General features: G+C 60.7%; 20 protein-coding genes and 1 pseudogene. 11 read left to right on the top strand and 10 right to left on the bottom strand.

All coding sequences use genetic code 11. The features are described from left to right. Positions 1-18 precede the first annotated feature (18 nt). The 3 genes from uvrB to CO667_RS14885 form a co-directional block, all read right to left on the bottom strand. Positions 19-3,000: an excinuclease ABC subunit UvrB gene (uvrB, locus tag CO667_RS14875; RefSeq protein WP_097619091.1), complete on the bottom strand. Its 2,982-nt coding sequence runs from the start codon at positions 2,998-3,000 to the stop codon at positions 19-21. Positions 3,001-3,156: 156 nt separating this feature from the next. Further along, complete coding sequence (locus tag CO667_RS14880; RefSeq protein ID WP_097619212.1) at positions 3,157-3,663, bottom strand: hypothetical protein; 507 nt, start codon at positions 3,661-3,663, stop codon at positions 3,157-3,159. Positions 3,664-3,700: 37 nt separating this feature from the next. After that, on the bottom strand, positions 3,701-4,180 hold the full coding sequence (locus CO667_RS14885; RefSeq protein WP_097619092.1) for a hypothetical protein: 480 nt from the start codon (positions 4,178-4,180) through the stop codon (positions 3,701-3,703). A gap of 380 nt (positions 4,181-4,560) precedes the next feature. On the opposite strand from CO667_RS14885, the gene CO667_RS14890 reads away from it, so the two are divergent. Further along, entirely contained in the window at positions 4,561-4,902 is a 342-nt protein-coding gene (locus CO667_RS14890) for a lipoprotein (protein ID WP_097619213.1), read from the top strand. Between the two features lie 38 nt (positions 4,903-4,940). Here the strand turns inward: CO667_RS14890 and CO667_RS36365 are convergent. After that, positions 4,941-5,051: pseudogene (locus CO667_RS36365) on the bottom strand (IS110 family transposase); the annotation flags it as partial. 327 nt (positions 5,052-5,378) lie between these two features. Here CO667_RS36365 and CO667_RS14895 point away from each other — a divergent pair. The 3 genes from CO667_RS14895 (at position 5,379) to CO667_RS14905 (ending at position 6,750) form a co-directional block, all read left to right on the top strand. After that, on the top strand, positions 5,379-5,612 hold the full coding sequence (locus CO667_RS14895; protein ID WP_245433135.1) for a DUF982 domain-containing protein: 234 nt from the start codon (positions 5,379-5,381) through the stop codon (positions 5,610-5,612). A gap of 150 nt (positions 5,613-5,762) precedes the next feature. Next, a complete protein-coding gene (locus tag CO667_RS14900; RefSeq protein WP_097619094.1) occupies positions 5,763-6,152 on the top strand; it encodes a hypothetical protein in 390 nt (129 codons plus the stop codon). A 220-nt stretch (positions 6,153-6,372) separates the two neighbouring features. After that, on the top strand, positions 6,373-6,750 hold the full coding sequence (locus CO667_RS14905) for a hypothetical protein (RefSeq protein WP_097619095.1): 378 nt from the start codon (positions 6,373-6,375) through the stop codon (positions 6,748-6,750). Between the two features lie 268 nt (positions 6,751-7,018). Here the strand turns inward: CO667_RS14905 and CO667_RS14910 are convergent, their stop codons facing one another. Beyond that, positions 7,019-7,474, bottom strand: a complete 456-nt coding sequence (locus CO667_RS14910) for a DUF805 domain-containing protein (protein WP_097619096.1) — start codon at positions 7,472-7,474, stop codon at positions 7,019-7,021. A 173-nt stretch (positions 7,475-7,647) separates the two neighbouring features. After that, positions 7,648-8,415 (bottom strand): adenylate/guanylate cyclase domain-containing protein, encoded by a 768-nt coding sequence (locus tag CO667_RS14915; protein WP_097619214.1) that lies wholly within the window; start codon positions 8,413-8,415, stop codon positions 7,648-7,650. A gap of 339 nt (positions 8,416-8,754) precedes the next feature. On the opposite strand from CO667_RS14915, the gene CO667_RS14920 reads away from it, so the two are divergent. Continuing rightward, positions 8,755-10,971, top strand: coding sequence for an adenylate/guanylate cyclase domain-containing protein (locus tag CO667_RS14920; protein ID WP_097619097.1), 2,217 nt, complete (start codon positions 8,755-8,757; stop codon positions 10,969-10,971). Positions 10,972-10,990: 19 nt separating this feature from the next. Here CO667_RS14920 and CO667_RS14925 read toward each other — a convergent pair whose 3' ends face one another. Beyond that, positions 10,991-11,515, bottom strand: a complete 525-nt coding sequence (locus CO667_RS14925; RefSeq protein ID WP_097619098.1) for a YHS domain-containing (seleno)protein — start codon at positions 11,513-11,515, stop codon at positions 10,991-10,993. Between the two features lie 44 nt (positions 11,516-11,559). Continuing rightward, positions 11,560-12,207, bottom strand: a complete 648-nt coding sequence (locus tag CO667_RS14930; protein ID WP_245433140.1) for an ankyrin repeat domain-containing protein — start codon at positions 12,205-12,207, stop codon at positions 11,560-11,562. 209 nt (positions 12,208-12,416) lie between these two features. Between CO667_RS14930 and CO667_RS14935 the strand changes: the two genes are divergently transcribed. The 3 genes from CO667_RS14935 (at position 12,417) to CO667_RS14945 (ending at position 14,178) form a co-directional block, all read left to right on the top strand. Next, the gene (locus CO667_RS14935; RefSeq protein WP_097619100.1) at positions 12,417-13,199 is read left to right on the top strand and encodes a DUF899 family protein; all 783 of its coding nucleotides are present in this window, start codon (positions 12,417-12,419) and stop codon (positions 13,197-13,199) included. A 294-nt stretch (positions 13,200-13,493) separates the two neighbouring features. Next, complete coding sequence (locus tag CO667_RS14940) at positions 13,494-13,877, top strand: response regulator (RefSeq protein WP_097619101.1); 384 nt, start codon at positions 13,494-13,496, stop codon at positions 13,875-13,877. Between the two features lie 49 nt (positions 13,878-13,926). Then, a complete protein-coding gene (locus CO667_RS14945) occupies positions 13,927-14,178 on the top strand; it encodes a hypothetical protein (protein WP_097619102.1) in 252 nt (83 codons plus the stop codon). Positions 14,179-14,211: 33 nt separating this feature from the next. Here the strand turns inward: CO667_RS14945 and CO667_RS14950 are convergent, their stop codons facing one another. Next, entirely contained in the window at positions 14,212-15,132 is a 921-nt protein-coding gene (locus tag CO667_RS14950) for a LysR family transcriptional regulator (protein WP_097619103.1), read from the bottom strand. 100 nt (positions 15,133-15,232) lie between these two features. Here CO667_RS14950 and CO667_RS14955 point away from each other — a divergent pair, with 100 nt between their 5' ends. The 3 genes from CO667_RS14955 (at position 15,233) to CO667_RS14965 (ending at position 18,848) form a co-directional block, all read left to right on the top strand. Continuing rightward, complete coding sequence (locus tag CO667_RS14955; RefSeq protein ID WP_097619104.1) at positions 15,233-16,114, top strand: NmrA/HSCARG family protein; 882 nt, start codon at positions 15,233-15,235, stop codon at positions 16,112-16,114. A 232-nt stretch (positions 16,115-16,346) separates the two neighbouring features. Further along, positions 16,347-17,150 carry a class I SAM-dependent methyltransferase gene (locus CO667_RS14960; RefSeq protein ID WP_097619105.1) on the top strand — a complete coding sequence of 268 codons (804 nt, stop codon included), beginning with the start codon at positions 16,347-16,349 and terminating at the stop codon, positions 17,148-17,150. 447 nt (positions 17,151-17,597) lie between these two features. Beyond that, a complete protein-coding gene (locus CO667_RS14965) occupies positions 17,598-18,848 on the top strand; it encodes an MFS transporter (RefSeq protein ID WP_097619106.1) in 1,251 nt (416 codons plus the stop codon). A 79-nt stretch (positions 18,849-18,927) separates the two neighbouring features. On the opposite strand, the gene CO667_RS14970 is transcribed toward CO667_RS14965, so the two are convergent. Next, a complete protein-coding gene (locus tag CO667_RS14970; protein WP_097619107.1) occupies positions 18,928-19,752 on the bottom strand; it encodes an RDD family protein in 825 nt (274 codons plus the stop codon). Between the last annotated feature and the right edge of the window lie 5 nt (positions 19,753-19,757).

The following is a 19,757-nucleotide window of genomic DNA, read 5'->3' on the forward strand; positions in this document are numbered from 1 at the left end:
CGGGCCCCGCTCAAGCCATTACCGTCCCGGCCGCCCAGTCTTCCCCTTCGTCCGCCCCTTGCGCTTCTGTTCACCTGGGTCCTCATAGCTCCCCACGCCCGTCTTCCCGCGGACGACCGGCCGCACGTCATCGCGCTCCGGCTGGCCTTCCAGCAGCGGTGAAAACCGCTTGGTGCCCTTGGCGGCATCCGGCTTTTCCGGCACGTGGCCAATGACCGGCTTTTCTGTTCGGCCGACGGTCATTTCGTCTAGGTCGTTTTTGCGGAAGAGGCTCTTCCTGGCGGGTTCGGCGATGTCGCGGCCCATGTCGTCCAGGTCCGGCTTGCGGAAGAGGGGCGTGGTCATGTCGGTGCCTGGGCCCATGTCGTCGAGGCTGGGTCTTGAGAAGTAGGAGGTTCCACGCCCGCCCTCGTGGTTCGAGACGGCCCCCTGGGCCTCCTCAGCATGAGGGCTGCTGCTGGAGGCCGCCGCTTTGCCCTTGCCGTTGGCGCGGCCGCCTTTTCCTTCCATCGCCTTCGCTTCCTCGCGGGCCATCGGGTCGTCCATGGCGGCGAGTTCCACGGCCTTGAGGCGTTTGATTTCGTCGCGGAGGCGGGCGGCTTTTTCGAAGTCGAGGTCGGCGGCGGCGTCGCGCATGCTCTTTTCGAGCGCGTTGAGATGGGTCTGCAGGTTGTTGCCGACAAGGTTGCCGCCATCGGCGAAGCCCTTGCCCGAGACGCCCGAGATATCGGCGCGGACGTGGTCGCGCTCATAGACGGAGTCGAGGATGTCGGAGATCCTGGCCTTCACCGATTCCGGGGTGATGCCGTGTTCCTGGTTATAGATCATCTGCTTTTCGCGGCGGCGGCCGGTTTCCTCCATCGCCCGCTTCATCGAGCCGGTGACCTGGTCGGCATAGAGGATGACCTTGCCGTCGACGTTACGGGCGGCGCGGCCGATCGTCTGGATCAGCGAGGTTTCGGAGCGCAGGAAGCCTTCCTTGTCGGCGTCGAGGATGGCGACGAAGCCGCATTCGGGAATGTCGAGGCCTTCGCGCAAAAGGTTGATGCCAACCAGCACGTCGAAGGCGCCGAGGCGGAGATCGCGGAGGATTTCGATACGCTCCAGCGTGTCGATGTCGGAGTGCATGTAGCGCACGCGGACGCCCTGCTCATGCAGATATTCGGTCAGGTCCTCGGCCATGCGCTTGGTCAGCACGGTGCAGAGGGTGCGGTAGCCCTTGGCCGCGGTCTCGCGGATCTCGCCGAGCACGTCGTCGACCTGGCTGCGGGCCGAGCGAACCTCGACCGGCGGGTCGATCAGGCCGGTTGGGCGGATCACCTGCTCGGCGAAGACGCCGCCCGACTGCTCCATCTCCCAGCCGCCGGGAGTGGCCGAAACGGCGATGGTGTCGGGGCGCATGGCGTCCCATTCCTCGAAGCGCAGCGGCCGGTTGTCCATGCAGGAGGGCAGGCGGAAACCGTATTCGGCCAGCGTCGCCTTGCGCCTGAAGTCGCCCCGGTACATGCCGCCGATCTGTGGCACGGTGACATGGCTTTCGTCGATGAAGACGAGGGCGTTGTCGGGGATGTATTCGAACAGCGTCGGCGGGGGATCGCCGGGGTCGCGGCCGGTGAGGTAGCGCGAATAGTTCTCGATACCCTGGCAGGAGCCGGTGGCTTCGAGCATTTCGATATCGTAGCGGGTGCGCTGCTCCAGGCGCTGGGCCTCCAGCAGGCGGCCGGCCTTTTCCAGCTCGGCGAGGCGGAGCCTGAGCTCCTCCTTGATCGACTTGATGGCGCCATTCAGCGTCGGGCGGGGGGTGACATAGTGCGAATTGGCGTAGATCTTCACCGATTTGAGGTCGCCGACCTTCTGGCCGGTGAGCGGATCGAACTCGGTGATGGCGTCGATCTCGTCGCCGAACATCGAGATGCGCCAGGCGGCATCCTCAAGGTGGGCGGGGAAGAGTTCGATCGTGTCGCCGCGCACGCGAAAACTGCCGCGGGTGAAATCCATGTCGCGGCGCTTGTATTGCTGGGCGACGAGGTCGGCCAGCAGCTGGCGCTGGTCCAGCCGGTCGCCGACCGACATCTGGAAGGTCATCGCCGTATAGGTCTCGACCGAGCCGATACCATAGATGCAGGAGACCGAGGCGACGATGATGCAGTCGTCGCGCTCCAGCAGCGAGCGCGTCGCCGAGTGGCGCATGCGGTCGATCTGCTCGTTGATCGAGCTTTCCTTCTCGATATAGGTGTCGGAGCGCGGCACATAGGCTTCCGGCTGGTAATAGTCGTAATAGGAAACGAAATATTCCACCGCATTGTCGGGGAAGAAATTCTTGAATTCGGAATAGAGCTGGGCGGCCAGCGTCTTGTTGGGCGCCAGGATGACGGCGGGGCGCTGCGTCGCCTCGATCACCTTGGCCATGGTGAAGGTCTTGCCGGAGCCGGTGACGCCGAGCAGCACCTGGCTGCGGTCGCCATTCTCCAGCCCCTCGACGAGATCGCGGATGGCCGTGGGCTGGTCGCCGGCCGGCTCGTAGTCCGACTGCATGCGGATGGCGATGCCGCCTTCGGATTTTTCCGGCCGGGCAGGGCGGTGCGGTGTCCAGATCTTGCCGTTCTTGTGCAGCGGATTGCCGCTCTCGATCAGCGCAGACAGCGCCTCGACCGTGGCGGTGACGGCGGTGCCGGCCTGCAGCGACGAGGCCTCCTCCAGCGTCGTATCCATGCCGGAGACGGGATTGAGGCCGGCGGCCGCGCGCGTCTTCGGGTCGGTCGAGCCGCCCATCGAGGTGCCTCTCGCCGATTTCGAGGCGGCGATCTCCACCTTCTTGCGGTGCTTGCCGGCTTTCGAGGCGATCTGCCGCTGTGTCTCGACGCCCGAGGCCTCGGCATCGGCCTCCAGCTGCTTCACCCAATCGGCAACGGAGCCGGAGAGGGGCGCTCCTTCGAAGGACGATTGCGGAGCTTCCTCGAAGCCATTCGGGGCGGGGGATTTCTTCGGAGATTTGGCCATGGCGGGAATATGGAGAGAGTCAGCGCGAAAGTGAAGAGGGAAAGAGTACAAAAGGGAAACGAACTGTGTGTTCGGAAGTTGGAATAATTTGGGGGCGCTTAGCTCACGGCTTGGAGAAGATTACTGTACCTTTGCACCAATAGCGATCATGCCTTCTCAAGGCTTGGTTTCTGTCTTGCACTGCATGTTCGCATTGAAGAAATTGAGATGAATGCCAAGTTTTTCGTCAACACTGCTGAGCTGCACGTTGACGCTTTCCCCAGAGGATGAAGTGAATCTGACATCGATATTCGATATCCATGTCGGCCCAACCGGGAATGTCACAATGGTCGTTGCCGGCTCGCCATATTCTATTCGAAAGTCTTGCACGATCAATGCGAAGTCATGAAGTCCGCCATCGCGATGCTGTTGGATGGAGGCGACTTTGTCGTCGCATACGAAAAGACTGAGATTGGATCCTTCCACTAGCCAATTACCGGGAAGGAAAGAAGAAAGCTCCTTCAATTTCCAACCTTTTTCACTCGCATTCTGCTGGGCGTCGGCAAACGAGCTACCCAATTTGAAGTCGTGCAAGTCGTCCAGTGTTTGCGCGCAAGCTGCGCCGCTTGAGAGCGCCGTCAAGGCAATAGCAAAGCCGAAAATTAAACGCTGGCCATAGGGCATGAAGGCCATCCCCGTAAAGTGCTCGAACCACAGGCTATCAATTTTCGTAGCCTATCTTGTAAGTAGCTATCTTACCTGCAATTCCGCTTCTGGTAGAAATGTCTAGACTCATTCCCTCGAGAGATTGGCAATCGCTAAATGGCCATTCGATCTCAAAATCCAAAGGATCGAAGTTCATCACCGAATAGAAGTCTGCCCCAACGAGGTAAAGGCTGACATAGCTCATGCTCAAAGGGTCATCCAATTCGACGCCAGAGATCCGTTTTTTGTCGCGCACCCGATATGGTTGAGCTCCGCCTTCGGCGGAGTAACAAAGCGCGTCAAATCTATACTGGTTATTTTTCAAAATATCCCGAAACTTGAATTTTCCTTCACCATTGCTCCAAAGATGAAAATTCAGATAGTTTGGCTCCGCAAATGCATAATTCGGCCTATATGGGCCAGACGAGTGTTCGCCCCAAAGGAACGCGGTGACCAAAGCGAAGGCAAGCAATAAAATCCGAACAATATTTGCCAAATATTTTCTCCAGCGTGCTTTCGAAGCAAGATATATATTTTTATGTACTTAATCGCGAGCCGCGCAACATCAGGCGGCGTGCAACAGAAACGATCGGCAATCGCTCCAGAGAACTCCGTTGACTGGCCGCCCTAACCACCTAATCCACATCTGCCTCACAGAAATCAGCCACATCGTTATGCCGTTGAGCATGATCGAGATATTCAGGCGGAACGCGAGGTGTCAATCAGGCTGACAGTGCTGACCCCGGTTACCGGAATCGAATCCGCTTTCGGAAGTACCGACCCACAAATAAAAGTCTGTGGTTGAAAGCTGGGCCGCCTCCCGCAATGCGCGCGGCGATGTTACAGCTGCTGCGGGAATTGGGGACCGAAAATTTCATGAACAAGATCATCATTGCATTCGCAGCGACCGCGGCACTTGCCGGCTGCGCCAAACGTCCTGACGCCATCGTCCAGGTCGATATTCCGATGGCGGCCTATACAAATCTCAGTTGCCAGGCGCTCGGCGTGGAACTCAAGAAAGAGAAGGCCAAGCTCGACGACCTTTCCAAGCAGCAGATCAGCGCAGCGAACGGCGATGCTTTCGGCGTCTTCCTCGTTGGCGTCCCTATCGGCAGCGTCGCCGGAGGCGACAAGGAAGGGGAAATTGCTGCGTCCAAAGGCAAGGTCTCGGCCATGCAGTCCGCCGGCATGAGCAAGGGCTGCAAGCTGTCAGGTTGACAGCCGGTGCCCACCCGCATTGCCCTTCGAGGTCCCCGGCCTGGCACATCATTGTCGAAGCGGACAACGGTGCGTTTGCCCTCGACGGCAACGTCGAGATGGGCCTTCGAGACATCGATGCCGACCATGAAAGCTTGCGCGACATGCATGACTGCTCCTCCTTGCAACGCGGGCTCAAAGCCCAGACAACCGTTCGAGCCAAGACATGGCGACGGAGATGCTCGCTGAGGCACGAGTTCAAGACCCGAGGATGACACGCATCTCCGTCGCTCAGCCCCATTATACAGCAACGGCAACGTACAAGGATGAGGCTCTCTTGGGAGCGGGACAGTGGCCAACCTCCGCCTCGCACTGGAACGAGATCGGTTTTCCGCAGTTAGTTTCCTGTCAAATCAGCTACAGGTACCACTGCCATTAGCGACCATTCCGCCTTCTGGAAAAAACCGATCTCCATCGATCTCGATAGCGGCGAACGAATGGTTCTCCGCTCGCCGCAGGATGCGCTTTACGCACTCGTCTCCGACTGGCCGGTCAAGGGCGGCGTCCATCAGCAGCGGGCGGTCGATTTCTGCCGTGCCTGGCTTGCCGGCCGCATGCCGGCCGAGACGGTGCGGCAGGCCTTTATCCTGGCGGCGCTGGAAGCCGGGGTGGCGATCCACGATGATGATGAAGACGGGGCCGGAAGCTCTGTTTTGAATCCCTCAGTGTAGGCGCGCCGACACTGATATATCCGCGTCACGCGGCCGGCATCCTGCAGCCGCAATAATATTCCGATGATGTATTGCAAATATTATTCTCGCTGTGTTTGTAGGAATAGGCAGCGTTTATTTGCGCTCCGATTCTTTTAGGGATTCAGCTAAATGAAAATGAAAGTCCTTGTTTGCGCCGCGCTGCTGGCTCTCGCCGGCTGCAATTCGCCGGTGTCGCAATCCGTTGCGGATTCCCAGCGTCCTCCCTCGAGTGACGTCCGGCAGAATTTCATCAACATCGTGTTCAAGAGAACCTACCGGCACGAAGCGGGAGAAGTCGTATGGGCCCGTATCTCCAGCGTGGTTCTGCTCGATCCTGAAAAAAAGATCTATGCTTATTGCGTGCGGGTGGTGCCCAAGCGCAGCTGGGGAGACTGGGCCTATCTCGGCGTCTCCTTCACGGATGGCAAAATATTGGGCGCGACGGTGAATGATAATCGCTGCCGCGACAAGCGGCTGCGTTACTACCCGTTTCCTGAGATGAACGGCATGAAGACCTGACAGGGCGAGGGCTCCGGCCGCGTCGCCGTTCGAGGCTTTGTTGAGCGGCGGCGCGACATGCTTCCAGCATTGCGGGGGCGCGGCATTCTCCAACCTTCCTCATGCGGAGTGCTTAGCCGCAGGGCGGAGCCTCGAAGTACGGGATGTGACGTTGCTGCTTGCAGCCATCGCCTTTTGGAAAAGGCCGATCTATCGACGTCGAAATAGGAGATTCAACTGAATGAAGATCAAATTCATTGCTTACGCTGCCCTGCTGGCACTGGCCGGCTGCCAAACTCCTGCGCCGCAATCCGTTGCAGATTCCCAGCGTCCGCCCTCCAACGCGGTCCGACGCGAGTACGTCGATGCTCTGCGGGGAACCATTAAAGCGGGGAACTTCGTAAAGGCCGAGATTTCCAGCGTGGTTCTGCTTGATCCGCAAAAGCAGATATATGCTTATTGTACGCGGACGACGGAACGTGCCTACCCAAACTGGTCCTATATCGGCGTGGGCTTGCAGCACGACATGATATTGTACCTGAAAAAGGACGACTACCGCTGCCACGACAAGCGGCTGCGTTACTATGATTTTCCGGAACTGCGGAACATGAAGTACTGAGGCAGAGGCGGGGGTCTTTGCCAGCCTCGCCGGTCCCTTTCGGACGCCATCAAAACCAGAGATACCTCACGCAACGGCCATCGAAGGATGTCGTCTAATGTGTCGAGGCCATCGAAATGGTCGATCGGCAGTCGGCGGCGAGTTCCGGGGCCGCTGGTTGACGGCCGGGCAGAACAGTATTTCGAGCGACGGGTTTCTTGCCGGAGTGGGTGTAGGAGGCGGTCCCTAAGCGAACTGCGCATTGCGCAGTCCGCGAGGCACACTTTGCTCAAGCAAACACGGCTTCCCTGGAATGATCCGCCGTCGGCGCTTTGCAATACCACACCAGCACTGCAATCGTTCCGATGGGAGCTAATAGTCCGAGAAGCTGGTGCCATCCGCTCCGGTTGACGTCGTGAAGGCGTCGTGCCGCCATGGCGATCGACGGAAGAAACGTGGCCAGAGACCAGATCCGATTCAAGGTTTCGCTCCGATCGACGACATACAAAGCGATCCCGACGAGAAGGACGAAGAGCGTCGAATACCAGAACTCCGATCGGCTCGCTCTGCCGCTGAAGGTCACATAATTCTTGAAGTAGCTTGCGATCGCCTGGCCGAAACCCATGGCCTGCGGCAGGCCGCCGAAGCGGTTCGGCCCGGCCGGCGGTTTTCTGAAGATGAAGATCAATGGCACGCCGATCAGGATCAAGACGATCAACCAGTGAAACAGAGAAAAACTGCCCATGAGATACCCCAGCTGTTAGAACAGCTTAGAGATAAGCGATGTTTGTTTCCGGAGGATTAACTTGCTTGTGATCCGATGTGTTTCGCAATCACAGCTTGTGAAATTGCGGCTGACATGTTGACGGAGCGATGATGTTTTGAGCAGGCGGCAATCGCAATCGCAATCGCAGTCGCTCAGCGCTTGAGCAGCACGCTTGCCTGCACCGGCTGCTCGATGCCCTTCAGCGCCAGCATACGCGTTTCTGCGCCCGCCGCGAGGTCGGGAGCTTTGGCGGCCGTCTCGGCCGAGACTAGGATCTCCCCGGCTGCGGCCTGGGATTCCAGCCTTGCGGCCTGGTTGACGACGCCGCCGATCGCGGTGAAATCGCTGCGGAAGGTCGAGAATTCGCCGATCTGGACCTCGCCGGAATGGATGCCGACGCCGACGCCGAGGGTGCGGCCGGGCAATAGCTCGAGCGCCAGGCTGCTCAGCGCCGCGGCGCAGTTCCGCTGTATCTGCTGCCCGGCCAAGATCGCGGCGGCGGCGTGATCCTTGCTGACGATCGGGAAGTTGAAGATCGCCATCAGGCCGTCGCCCATCTGCTTGTTGACGATACCGTGATGCGCCCAGATCGCCTGGGCGCAGCGATCCTGGAACAGGCTGACGATTTCGCTGAGCTGCACCGCCTCGATGCGCTCGGAAAGATCGGTAAAGCCCCGGATATCGGCAAACAGGATAGTGGCGTCGACGGTGATCTGGCGCTGCTTCTTGACATATTGGAAGGAGCGCTCGCAGATCGTGCAGATATCGGGGTTCATCTTGCTGCGGGTGATGCCGAAGGCGCGGAAAGGCAAAGCCAGCGGGCCGCCGATCGGGATCGGCATATGCATCTGGTCCCAACAGCCGCGGCAGATTCTGGCGCTGCCGTGCCTGGCCGGCTCATTTGTTGAGGCTGTCGTCATATCGAACAATCCGTCGCCCAGAGCATGATGCCGAAACGTGAGAGCGGTTTTCTCATGACATCATGCTCTCACTCTCTAATGTGGAACAGGAAGACTTCAGGCCGACCCGACCTAAAATCATCTTGTTCTCGCCAAGGAACAAGCTTCCGCTACTCGCCTGCTTTTGGCAACTCTCCCGATCATCGAAGTCGACGAGGGCTCGAATTATTTCGTGCGGCGCCATTCTTATCGGGCAGATCACCGCTAGGTCGAATATCGCGCGACCCGGCGATAGCATCGTGATGGGACCTACTGTAGGATGTTGTTAACAATACATTCGCTCTCCAGGAAAGACCGGGGATGGAGCGCCGTCTTGCAGCAATCCTGATCGCCGATGTCGTCGGTTACAGTCGATTGAGCCAGATCGACGAGGAGGGCACGCGTGCGCGTTTCCAGGCGGATCAGGATGATGTCTTCGAGCCGGCGATCGAGCGACATCACGGCCGGCTGGTCAAAACCATGGGCGATGGTTTGCTGGTCGAATTCCAGAGTGTGGTCGATGCCTTGCGTTGCGCGGCGGCGGTTCAGCAACGGAAAGCCACCCGCAATGCCGCAGCCCTCCCGCAACACCGGCTCGAGTTCCGGATCGGCATCAATCTCGGCGATATCATCGTCGAGGGCTGGGATATCCAGGGCGACGGCGTCAATGTCGCCGATCGCGTGCAGGCGCTGGCGGAACCGGGCGGCATCGTCATATCGGGAACGACCTACGACCAGGTGAAATCGAAAGTCCCGGTCGGTTTCGCTTCGCTCGGCGAGCAGCGGTTGAAGGGCATCACCGAACCGGTCCGGGTCTATCGCGTCCTGCTCGATCCCGTCGCCGCCGGCAAAACGCTGAGAACCCGCCGGCGCCTGCCGATGCGGCCCCTCGTTGCAGGCATCGCGGCGGCCGTCATCCTCTCTCTCGCCGGAGCGGCGCTCTGGTGGCAGCCGTGGATCCCGGCAAGATCCCCGGGGCTCGGCGAACGTTTCGCCTATCCGCTGCCGGACAAGCCGTCGGTCGCAGTTCTGCCCTTTATCAATGTCAGCGGCGATACCGAGCACGACCATCTCGCCGAGGGATTGACGGATGATCTGATCACCGAATTGTCCAAAGTATCGGGCCTCTTCGTCATCGCCCGCCATTCGGTCTTCGCCCTCCAGGGCTCCGTCGGCAAGATCCAGGATGTGGCCGCCGAACTCGGCGTTCACTATGTGCTCGAAGGGACATTGCAGCGGGCCGGGCCGCAGCTGCGGATCAATGTCAAGCTGATCGATGCGGTCACCGGCCTGTCGCTCTGGGCGGAGCGCTACGACCGCCAGTATACCGATCTCTTTGCCGTTCAGGACGATGTGATCGGCAAGATCATTGCGGCGCTGTCGGTCAAGCTCAGTGCGCGCGAGCGCGACCAACTGGCTCGAATCCCGACTGAAAATCTCGAAGCCTATGATTATTACATGAGGGCCGAGCAGGAGGGCTTCATTTTCAGGGATGTCGATACCTATCGCCGTACGCTCTCCTTCTATCAGAAGGCGATCGATCTCGATCCGGGCTTTGCCAATGCCCATGCGGGAATTGCGCGCGTCGCCGTCGATGTCTGGCGCAACGACTACAACTACCTCTGGTCGGCCGCCGTTGCCCGCAAGATCGCCTATGACGCCGCCGGACAGGCGCTCAAGCTCGATCCCAACAATGCCAGGGCGCATACGGTCCTTGCCCTGCTGCAATGGGTGGATGGGCGCGAGACGGAGGCCAGGAATTCCGCCAATATGGCCGTCGCGATGCAGCCGAACGATGCCGAGGCCGCCGCCAATCTCGCGCTCATTCTGGTCCACACCGGAGATAGCGGCCAGGCCGTCACCGAGATGGAAAAGGCCTTGCGGCTCGACCCATCGCCGGCGTCGAGTTTTCAACTGCTGGCGGGGATCGTCTTTTATACCGCGGGCGACGACCAGCGGGCGATCTCGCTGATAGAGCCGACGCTCGGCAACCTGCCGAAGGTCGAGCCGGCGCGCGAATATCTGGCGGCTGCCTATGCGGATCAGGGCAATGACACCAGGGCCGCGACGGAGAGGGCAAAGCTGCTGGAGCTCTTCCCGGAAAGCAATCTGACCTATTACGGCTATCTCTATGATTATTGGCGGGACGGCGATCTGCAGCGTCATCTGGCTGGATTGCGAAAAGCCGGCATTCCCGAATGGCCTTTCGGTTTTACGGGCAATCAGGCCGACAGGCTTGGCGAGGCGGACCTGCGCACTCTCGTCGACGGCAAGAGCTGGACCGGCAAACACAAGAACGGCACGGATTTCATCCAGTATTTCGACAAGGATGGAAATACCGCCTATCGCAGCGCCAATACCAACATCACCGGCACGATCGAGGTGCGCGGCGACAGCCTCTGCGAAAAATTCGACGGCTATTTCCTCGACCGGATGGTGTGCGGATATGTTTACCGCAACACCACAGGCGAGCAGGGCGACAGGCCCTATATCCACGTCACGCCGCGCGCCCTGACGTTCTTTTCGTCAGCGCCCTGACGTGCCGGGCGATGCGGCTTCATTTCGTCGCCGGCTGCTGCCAGACGGTGTGCATCTTCTCCGAAATCAGTGTCTGCTGAACTTCGGACCAATGCTTCTTGGAGTCGGTCACTTTGGTGGGGTTTTTCTCCATGCCTTCCGCCGCGCCGGGATCATAGCTGAGATACAGCTTGCCATCGATGATCCGCCAGGCTTTCGGATCGATGTTGGTGGTCACCGTTCCAAAGGACACGCCATCGGCGCAATAGCCGCCATATTGCGGTGCGTATCTGGAAGGATCGCCCTTGAAGAGGTCGCGATTTTCAGCGCTGGAGAAATGCCAGGTGGCGCCAAGCCAGCGGTAGGAATATTCCTTGGACCCTTCGACGGCCTGGTTTTCGGTGAAATAGGCGACCGGGTCGTAGCCCTTGATTGCGATATCGCCGAAATAGCCGGTATTGACCAATTCTTCAGCCCCTGCGGGCCGCGTGAAGGAGAGCAGCATGACCGCAGCGCCCAGAGCCATTGCCGTCAGCATTCCGTATTTTTGCATATGGTAAGACATAAGATGCTCCGTTTCCGGATGCGGTCTTTTACTCCGGCGAAAGCCTATTGCCGTTTGGTGCATTCCTTGTAGAGCGGTTCGCCGACAAGCTCGGCTTTCTGGCAGACCGCTCCCGCTTCCATGAGTAATTTTGCCGTATCCCAATGCGCCCGCCACCCGGCTTGAGTGAGGGGCGTATAGCCGTTTCTTTCGGTCGCCTCGACGTCTGCATCCTTCGTCAACAGAAAGGCGACGACGTCGGCGTGGCCCTCCTCGGCGGCACCATGCAATGGCGACATCTGGTAGAAATTCTTGCTGTCGTTGACATCAGCCCCGTCTGCGACAAGCAGTTCCACCACCTTCAGATTTCCTGCATAGGCTGCAGCATGCAATGCAGTCAGGCCGCCTTTGTTGCGAGCTTCAATGTCGGCGCCGCGGTCCAGCAAAAGAGCCACGACATCGGCATGCCCCGCCAAAGAGGCTATGATCAGCGCCGGCTCACCCGCCTCATTGGACTCCGACACATCGGAGCCTTGGTCGAGCAACTGTTTGACGCGGACGACATCGCCGTCCTTGGCCGCTTCATCCAAAGGGCCAGCCGATGATGGCACGGCGCCGATGAGAAGCGCAGCCAAAGTCGCGATATGAATATTCACGGGCACGATCTCGGCTTGATTGGCGTTTGCATGCGCCGTTTTGTGGCGTTTTAGCACGCGTCCCATTCGTAAACAAGATTGTGCTAATGGATGCGCGCCCGGCCGACACCACTCATGCGCCGCGCGGCTGCGACCAACGGTTCCGGGGAATACGGTCACACTTGTTACTCCCCCTGTTCGATTTCCGATGCGAAACTATCTCAGACCAATGCGCGATGGACCGGCCTCCAAGCCCGGGAATTCGCCCCAATGAGGAGATCGAAGCCATGACTGCTTCAGCCGAGAATGGAAAAAGCGGACAACCCATGCACAAGCCACCGGTCGTGTCGCCGCAGGCCTGGGAAGCTGCCTGGAAGCAGATGCTCGTCAAGGAAAAGGCCCAGAGCCGCGCCCGGGACGCGCTTGCCGCCGAGCGCCGGCGGATGCCGTGGATGGCCGTGGAGAAGGATTACGCATTCGAGGGGCCGCAGGGCAGGCTCAGCCTGCGCGAGCTGTTTGAGGGGCGGCACCAGCTCATCCTCTACCGCGCCTTCTACGAGCCCGGCGTGTTCGGCTGGCCGGAGCATGCCTGCCGCGGCTGCTCGATGGTGGCCGACCAAGTCGCCCATGTCGCCCATCTCAACGCCCGCGACACCACCCTGGTTTTCGCCTCGCGCGCGCCGCAGGCCGATATTGCGCGGCTGAAAGCGCGGATGGGCTGGACGCATCCGTGGGTCACGATCACCGACAGCTTCGACAAGGACTTCGGCGTCGACGAATGGCACGGCACCAACGTGTTCTACCGCGACGGTGAACGCATCTTCCGCACCTATTTCGTCAATAATCGTGGCGACGAGCAGATGGGCGGCACCTGGAACTACCTCGACATCACGCCGCTCGGCCGCCAGGAGGTCTGGGAGGATTCGCCGGAGGGTTATCCGCAGACCCCGACCTACAAGTGGTGGAACTGGAACGACGCTTATGTCGCCGACGCCGAACCCGACAAGAAATGGGTTGAGGTATCGGATGCCGGGGAGGCGGCGTTTCGGGCTGAAAGTGGGAAATCATGAGCGTGCCTGTCGATCGCTCTGCGCAGTATGGCACGGGCGGGGGATAAGCGCCCATGCCGCCATCCGCATTTGCCCAGGCCGGTGGTCAGCCCATCGGCTGGCTCCCGCAAAGGGATCAGCAACGGGCGATCGGTGGCGGCACGGTGCAACGGACGATCAGGCGCAACGACGTTATTGAACGGTGGCACGTGACGCCGTGAAATAAATTCAATGCAAAGTGGAAACATTCGGCGGGAGGATGCGTTGTACCCGTTGCCGGCAGCTTGCCCGCAATGTTGATGAGGGAGGCTATATATGAACGTCCTGATCGTTGAAGATGAGAATATTATCGCGCTGGAACTCGAACGCATTGCGCAGGAGGCGGGGCACCAGACAATCGGGCCGGTCTCGACGATGGAGCAGGCTCTCGCCCACGCGCAAAGAAGCGATGTTGCCCTCGTCGATCTCAGTCTCTCCGATGGGATGACCGGCGCCCAGCTTGCACGCCGGCTGATCGACCGCCACCGGGTCGACGTCATCTTCGTGACCGGTCGTCCCGAGAATGTCGGTCACGGCATCGAAGGCGCGCTTGACGTGGTCTCCAAGCCCTTCACCGACGAGAGGATCGCCGGCGCACTCTCGCGGGCGGAGGCGGCCCGACGCAAAGATTTCGACAGCAGCAAGGCCGTGCTGTCATAGTGAAATCGGCCGCGCTCGGCGGCCGATGCCTTCTGGAGGAGATAGTTCTGTGAAGCACGTGCTCATGGCCGTTCTCTTCGCCCTTTCGGCCTGCGCCAGCTCAGGAAACCAGCAGCCTCTTCCGGGCAGCCTGACCTATGGCGGAAAAGTCGTCTCTTCGCCCTATCGCCCGGGAACGGTGGTCAAGAATACATTTCTTGGCGATTTCGGTTATCGCGTCTTCGAGACCTACGTCGTTCAGCCCGACGGGACGCTCAGGCTGACGTCCCAAAGCACGGGGCCGGACTTCCTTTGGCAGTGAGAGAGGATAGCGACATCCCGGCAGATGTCGGGGCTAAGGCGACACGATCACAAATTCGTCGTTCCCGCTGGTTCCCGCATTCAGCCGGCTGGCCGCAAGTTCGATGAAGGTCTTGACCAAAGGCGGCAGGTGCCGGCTGCTGGGATAAACGACGTACAGGCCGCCGACCGGGGTCGCGTAACCGTCGAGAACGCGGCACAGCCGGCCGTCCTTGATGCAGGCCTGGCCGACTCCGTAGGGCAGCTGGGCGATGCCGTAGCCGGCGATCGCGGCGGCCATGACCGCCTGCATTTCATTGGCGGCGAAACGTCCCGAGACCGTGACCGTCTCCCGGCCGTGCGGGCCTTCGAGCAGCCACGGCGTATGGGCAGATTGGCCGGCGATGACGCAGTCGTGGCGGGTGAGATCCGCCGGGTGGTCGGGCGTGCCGCAGCGGGCTACGTATTCGGGGCTGGCGCAGAGGATTCTGTGCGTCGAGCCGAGCTTGCGGGCGATCAGCGTCGAATCCTCGAGGATGCCGGTGCGGAAGGCGAGGTCTATGCCGTTTTCGACAAGGTTCAGCCTGTCGTCGGTCAGCCGCAGTTCGACCCTCGTCTTCGGGTAGGTCGAAAGAAAATCGAAGATCGCCTCCTGAAGGAAGTGACCGCCGAAGCCGACGGGTGCCGATATGCGGATGGTGCCGGCAGGCTCTGCCCGTGCTTCGGCGAGCCGCAGGTTGGCACCCTCGATCGTGCGCAGCGCCTGGCTGCTCTCTTCATAATAGAGGCGGCCAGCATCCGTCAGGTTGAGGCTGCGGGTGGTGCGTTGCAGCAGCCGGACGCCGAGTTCGCGCTCGAGGGCGGCGATGCGGCGGCTGACCGTCGTCTTCGGCATGCCGAGCAGGCGTGCGGCGGCCGTGAAGCTGCCGGCCTCGATGACGCGGGCGAAGATCATGATATCGTTGAGATCGAGCATTGTATCCTGAGATGGCACGATGTTTCTCAACTATAGACCATTATGGTTCAATGCGACAGGCCCTAACTTTGCTGCATCCGTCACAACAAGGAGCAGACAGATGAGCAACACACGAAACGTTCTGGTCACGGGCGCCACCGGCCAGCAGGGCGGCGCGGTCGTGCGCGCCCTGATCGCGCGGGGACACCGTGTCAAGGCGATCAGCCGCCGGCCGGACAGCGAAGGGGCCAAACGGCTGGCCGCGGCGGGAGTCGAGGTCATCGCCGGCGATCTCAACGACGGCGCATCCGTGGTAAAGGCCGCAAGCGGCGTCGACACGATCTTCCTGATGGGCAGCAGCTACGAGGCCGGGACGGAGGCGGAAACCCGCCAGGGCATCACGGTCGCGGATGCGGCAAAGGCCGCCGGCATCGGCCACCTGATCTATTCCTCCGTCGCCGATGCCGACAAGAAGACCGGCATTCCGCATTTCGACAGCAAGTATCTGGTCGAGAAGCACATCGCCGGCCTCGGCATTCCCTATACGATCAGCGCGCCCGTCGCCTTTATGGAGAATACTGTGGCGCCATGGGCGATCGACGGGCTGCGCCAGGGCGTCTACGCCGCCGCACTGCCGCCGACGCGCGTGCTGCAGCAGATTACCATCGATGACATCGGCGCTTTCGTCGCCGCACTGGCCGAGCGGCGCGAGCAGGTGTTCGGGAAGCGTTTTGATATTGCCGGCGACGAATTGTCGGGTCATGAGCAGGCGAAGATCCTGTCGGAGGTCCTCGGCCGTCCGATGCGCTACCAGGAACTGCCGATCGCCGTCATGCGGCAGCAGAGCGAGGATGCCGCGCTGATGTTCGAATGGTTCGACCGCACCGGCTACGATGCCGGCATCGCCGCCCTGCGCCGGGATTTTCCTGAGGTCGGCTGGCATAGCTATGCCGATTGGGCGAATGGGTTTGATTGGAGTGTGCTTGATAAGGCGGCTGGGTGAGGTTGCCTTGCATCGGAATGTCTCCGGCAGGTGATTTTCAATAGAAGCGGATCGACAGGGCTTCGCTTCACGGCCATTTTGAAAGAGAGGCGGCGCTTGGCGCCTCCTCCACCACAGGCGGGCGCCTGGGCGCCTAGCCTTGCCGCTGCCTCCTGGGAGACGTCCGCTTGCACAGTCGCCGGCGAATCCTATTGTTTGACGGCAAACCTGCGTCCTTGAAAGGGAGGCTTCGATGCCGTCGAGTTTCAATGTTGAAAGTGCGGATGGTTATGAACGGCTAATGGGGCGTTGGAGCAGGAGGCTGGCGCCGATGCTGATCGATTTCGCCGGCCTTGCGGACGGTGATCGTGAGCTCGATGTCGGCTGCGGCACCGGCAGCCTGACATTTACTTTGGCGGAAGCGTCTGGCCTGCGAGAGATCGTCGCCGTCGACTATTCGCCGGTTTTCGTCGAGGCGGCGACGCGGCGCAATAGCGATCCGCGGATCACCATTCGGCAGGCCGATGCCTGCGCGCTCCCTTTCGAGGACGGCCGCTTCGACCGGGCGATGTCGCTGCTCGTGCTGCATTTCGTGCCCGAAGCGGGAAAGGCGGTGTCCGAGATGGCCCGCGTCGTGCGCCCGGGCGGCCTGGTCGCGGCAGCCGTCTGGGATCATTACGGCGGCATGTCGGGAATGCGGATGATGTGGGACACGGCGGCGATGCTTGACGAGCATGCATTGCCGTTGCGGCGCAAATATTGTTTCCAGCCAATGATGCGGCCTGGGGAGATGAAGGAGAGCTTTGTTAGCCAGGGCCTTGTCGACGTCGAGGAGACGTCGCTGCTGATCCGGATGGAATACGGCTCCTTCGAGGACTATTGGGGGCCGATCGCCATAGGCGAGGGACCGCTTGGCAAGTATGTCTGGGGCCTCGAGTCAGCGAAGCGAAAAGCGCTCGGCGTTGCTATGAGAGCCGCATATGAAGCCGGCGAGCCGGATGGGCCGCGTTCGTTTGCGTCGGTGGCGTGGGCGTGCCGGGGCAGGGTGCCGGGCTAGAGCTAGGCATAGCGTTTTCGCTGGGCTGCCTTTGGTGCGTATGGCGGCAACATCCAAGAGAGCCTCATCCTGAGGCGCCCCGTGGGGGCCTCGAAGGACGAGGCGAGTGCTCCGACTTCAGAGGCGATGTGGATGCAGGGAGCGTTGCGGCGTGTCCTTCGAGGCTTCGCCCTATGGGCTACGCGCCTCAGGATGAGGGATGTTGGAGGGTGCCGCGCCCAAGGGCAGGGCGCTGGCCGGTCGTATGCCTGCGACAAGGGGCCGCGTGGGACGTCAGCCGATCACGCCAATCGTGATGGAACAGTGGCAGGATGGCTGACGTTGTTGCCCGCTGTCGCCGACGGTGAACGCTATCGTCGACTGCGTCACCCGCCCATTTCGGGCATCCCTTCCGACGGCATCCGGAATTGCCCGCCTCGCCGCCGCTTTCGGACGGAGGAATATCAGATGTCCGCTTTGGAAAGCCTGCGCCTGTTGACGCCGCAGCAGCGCAACACCGTCATCGCCAGCTATCTCGGCTGGACGCTCGACGCCTTCGATTTCTTCATTCTCGTCTTCGTTCTCAAATATATCGCCGAGGAATTTCATACCGACGTTCCCGCCGTCTCGGTGGCGATCCTTTTGACGCTCGCGATGCGGGCGCTCGGTGCGCTGATCTTTGGCCTTGCTGCCGACCGCTACGGGCGGCGCATCACGCTGATGGCCGACGTGCTGCTCTATTCGCTGTTCGAATTCATGACCGGCTTCTCCACCGGGCTCACCATGTTCCTGGTGCTCCGGGCGCTCTACGGCATCGCCATGGGCGGGGAATGGGGCGTCGGCGCCTCGCTCGTCATGGAGACGGTGCCGGAGCAGAGCCGCGGCATCGTCTTGGGCATCCTGCAGGCGGGTTATCCGTCGGGCTATCTGATCGCCTCCATCGTGTTCTTCCTGCTCTTTCCCGTCATCGGCTGGCGCGGCATGTTCTTCGTCGGCGCGCTGCCGGCGCTCTTGGTACTCTACATCAGACGCAATGTCGAGGAGAGCCCGGCCTTCCTGAAACGGCAGGCCGAGGGGCGGCGGCCATTCCTGACGGTCTTGCGCGAAAACATTCCGCTGTTTCTCTGGGCGGTGCTTTTGATGACGGCGTTCAACTTCTTCAGTCATGGCACGCAAGATATTTACCCGACCTTCCTGGAAACCCAGCGCAACTATTCGAGCTACACGGTCGGCGCCATCGCCATCGTCTACAATATCGGCGCGATCTGCGGCGGGCTGTTCTTCGGGGCGCTGTCGCAGCGGATCGGTCGCAAGCGGGCGATCGTCATCGCCGCGCTGATCGCCGTGCCGGTCGCGCCGCTCTGGGCCTATGCGCCGGGCCCCGTGCTGCTCGCCATCGGCGCCTTCCTGATGCAGTTCTTCGTCCAGGGCGCCTGGGGCATCGTGCCAGTGCATCTGAACGAGCTGTCGCCGGATGAGGTGCGCGGTACCTTTCCGGGCTTCGCCTACCAGCTCGGCAACCTGCTCGCCTCCGGCAATGCAACGCTGCAGGCTGGTCTCGCCGCTCGCTGGGACGGCGACTACGCCTATGCACTGCTGATCGTCGCGGCGGTGGTGGCGTTAATCGCCGCGGCTCTTGCCGGCTTCGGCTACGAAAAGAAGGATGTCCGCTTCGGCACGGAGGAGGCCGAGGAGCCGCATGGCGCGATGCGAATCTAGCGCTGCCGGCGGCTTAAGAGGCCGGTGGCTGATGTCGCCGGCCTTTCTTTGTGCCTTACTGCCCAGGCAACAGAGCCTTTCAACTCTTCACCACTTTGCAGGCGCAGATGCGATCGTAAAAGGTCTGTCCTCGCCAGAAGATGAGGGGCAAGAACCACCATATCAGGGCAGCTATACCCAGGATGATCTCGAACATTGCGGCACCATTGTCCAAAATTGTGTATCCGTCGCGGGACATATGGAGCAACGTGTCGAAGTCTTCCGTGGGAAAGACCGGAAACGCAAAAGCGGCAGCGATGAAAAGCAGATACGGGCTGAATTTCAGGATCTCTCGTCCAAACTCGATGCCAAGGCCGGGGTTTTTACCGTCGACGGATTGGACTCTCAGGCCTAGCAGCTTTTTTCCGATCGTGCGGCGGCCATTTGCGGAAAAATAGGCAAAAGCCAACGCAAGAAGTGCAATGTTGACGATGCCGGAGATCACGCTGGGGTATACGGATACGGTTCCGACCACCGGATTACCGTCCGCGTCGACAGGGACGGCCAGCCACTGGGCCGATGTCCCGTACTCCGTTTGGCGAGAGACGCCCGTCTGCAGGTATCTTTGCTTTTCCGAACCGATTTGGCTGACTTCGCAGATCTGATTGATGCGAACTTCCCCCGGTTTCAACGGCCATCCGACGTCAATTCGCTTTGCAAGCTGATCCGGCACCTCCACGCTGCACTGTGTGTAACTCCAGCCGGCAAAACGGAAGTCCAGGGGAATAACTGTTGAAATGCAGTAGACGGCTATGAGAATGACAGCCTGAAAGATGATGATGTCGACGATACAGGCCACGGCGCGTCGCCAGAAGTGGCGGGAAGGCAAAGTAGCGTATTGCGGCATCTGCGGTGTCGTGTCCATGTCGC

Source organism: Rhizobium sp. L43 (genome assembly GCF_002531725.1).
GTDB lineage: Bacteria > Pseudomonadota > Alphaproteobacteria > Rhizobiales > Rhizobiaceae > Rhizobium.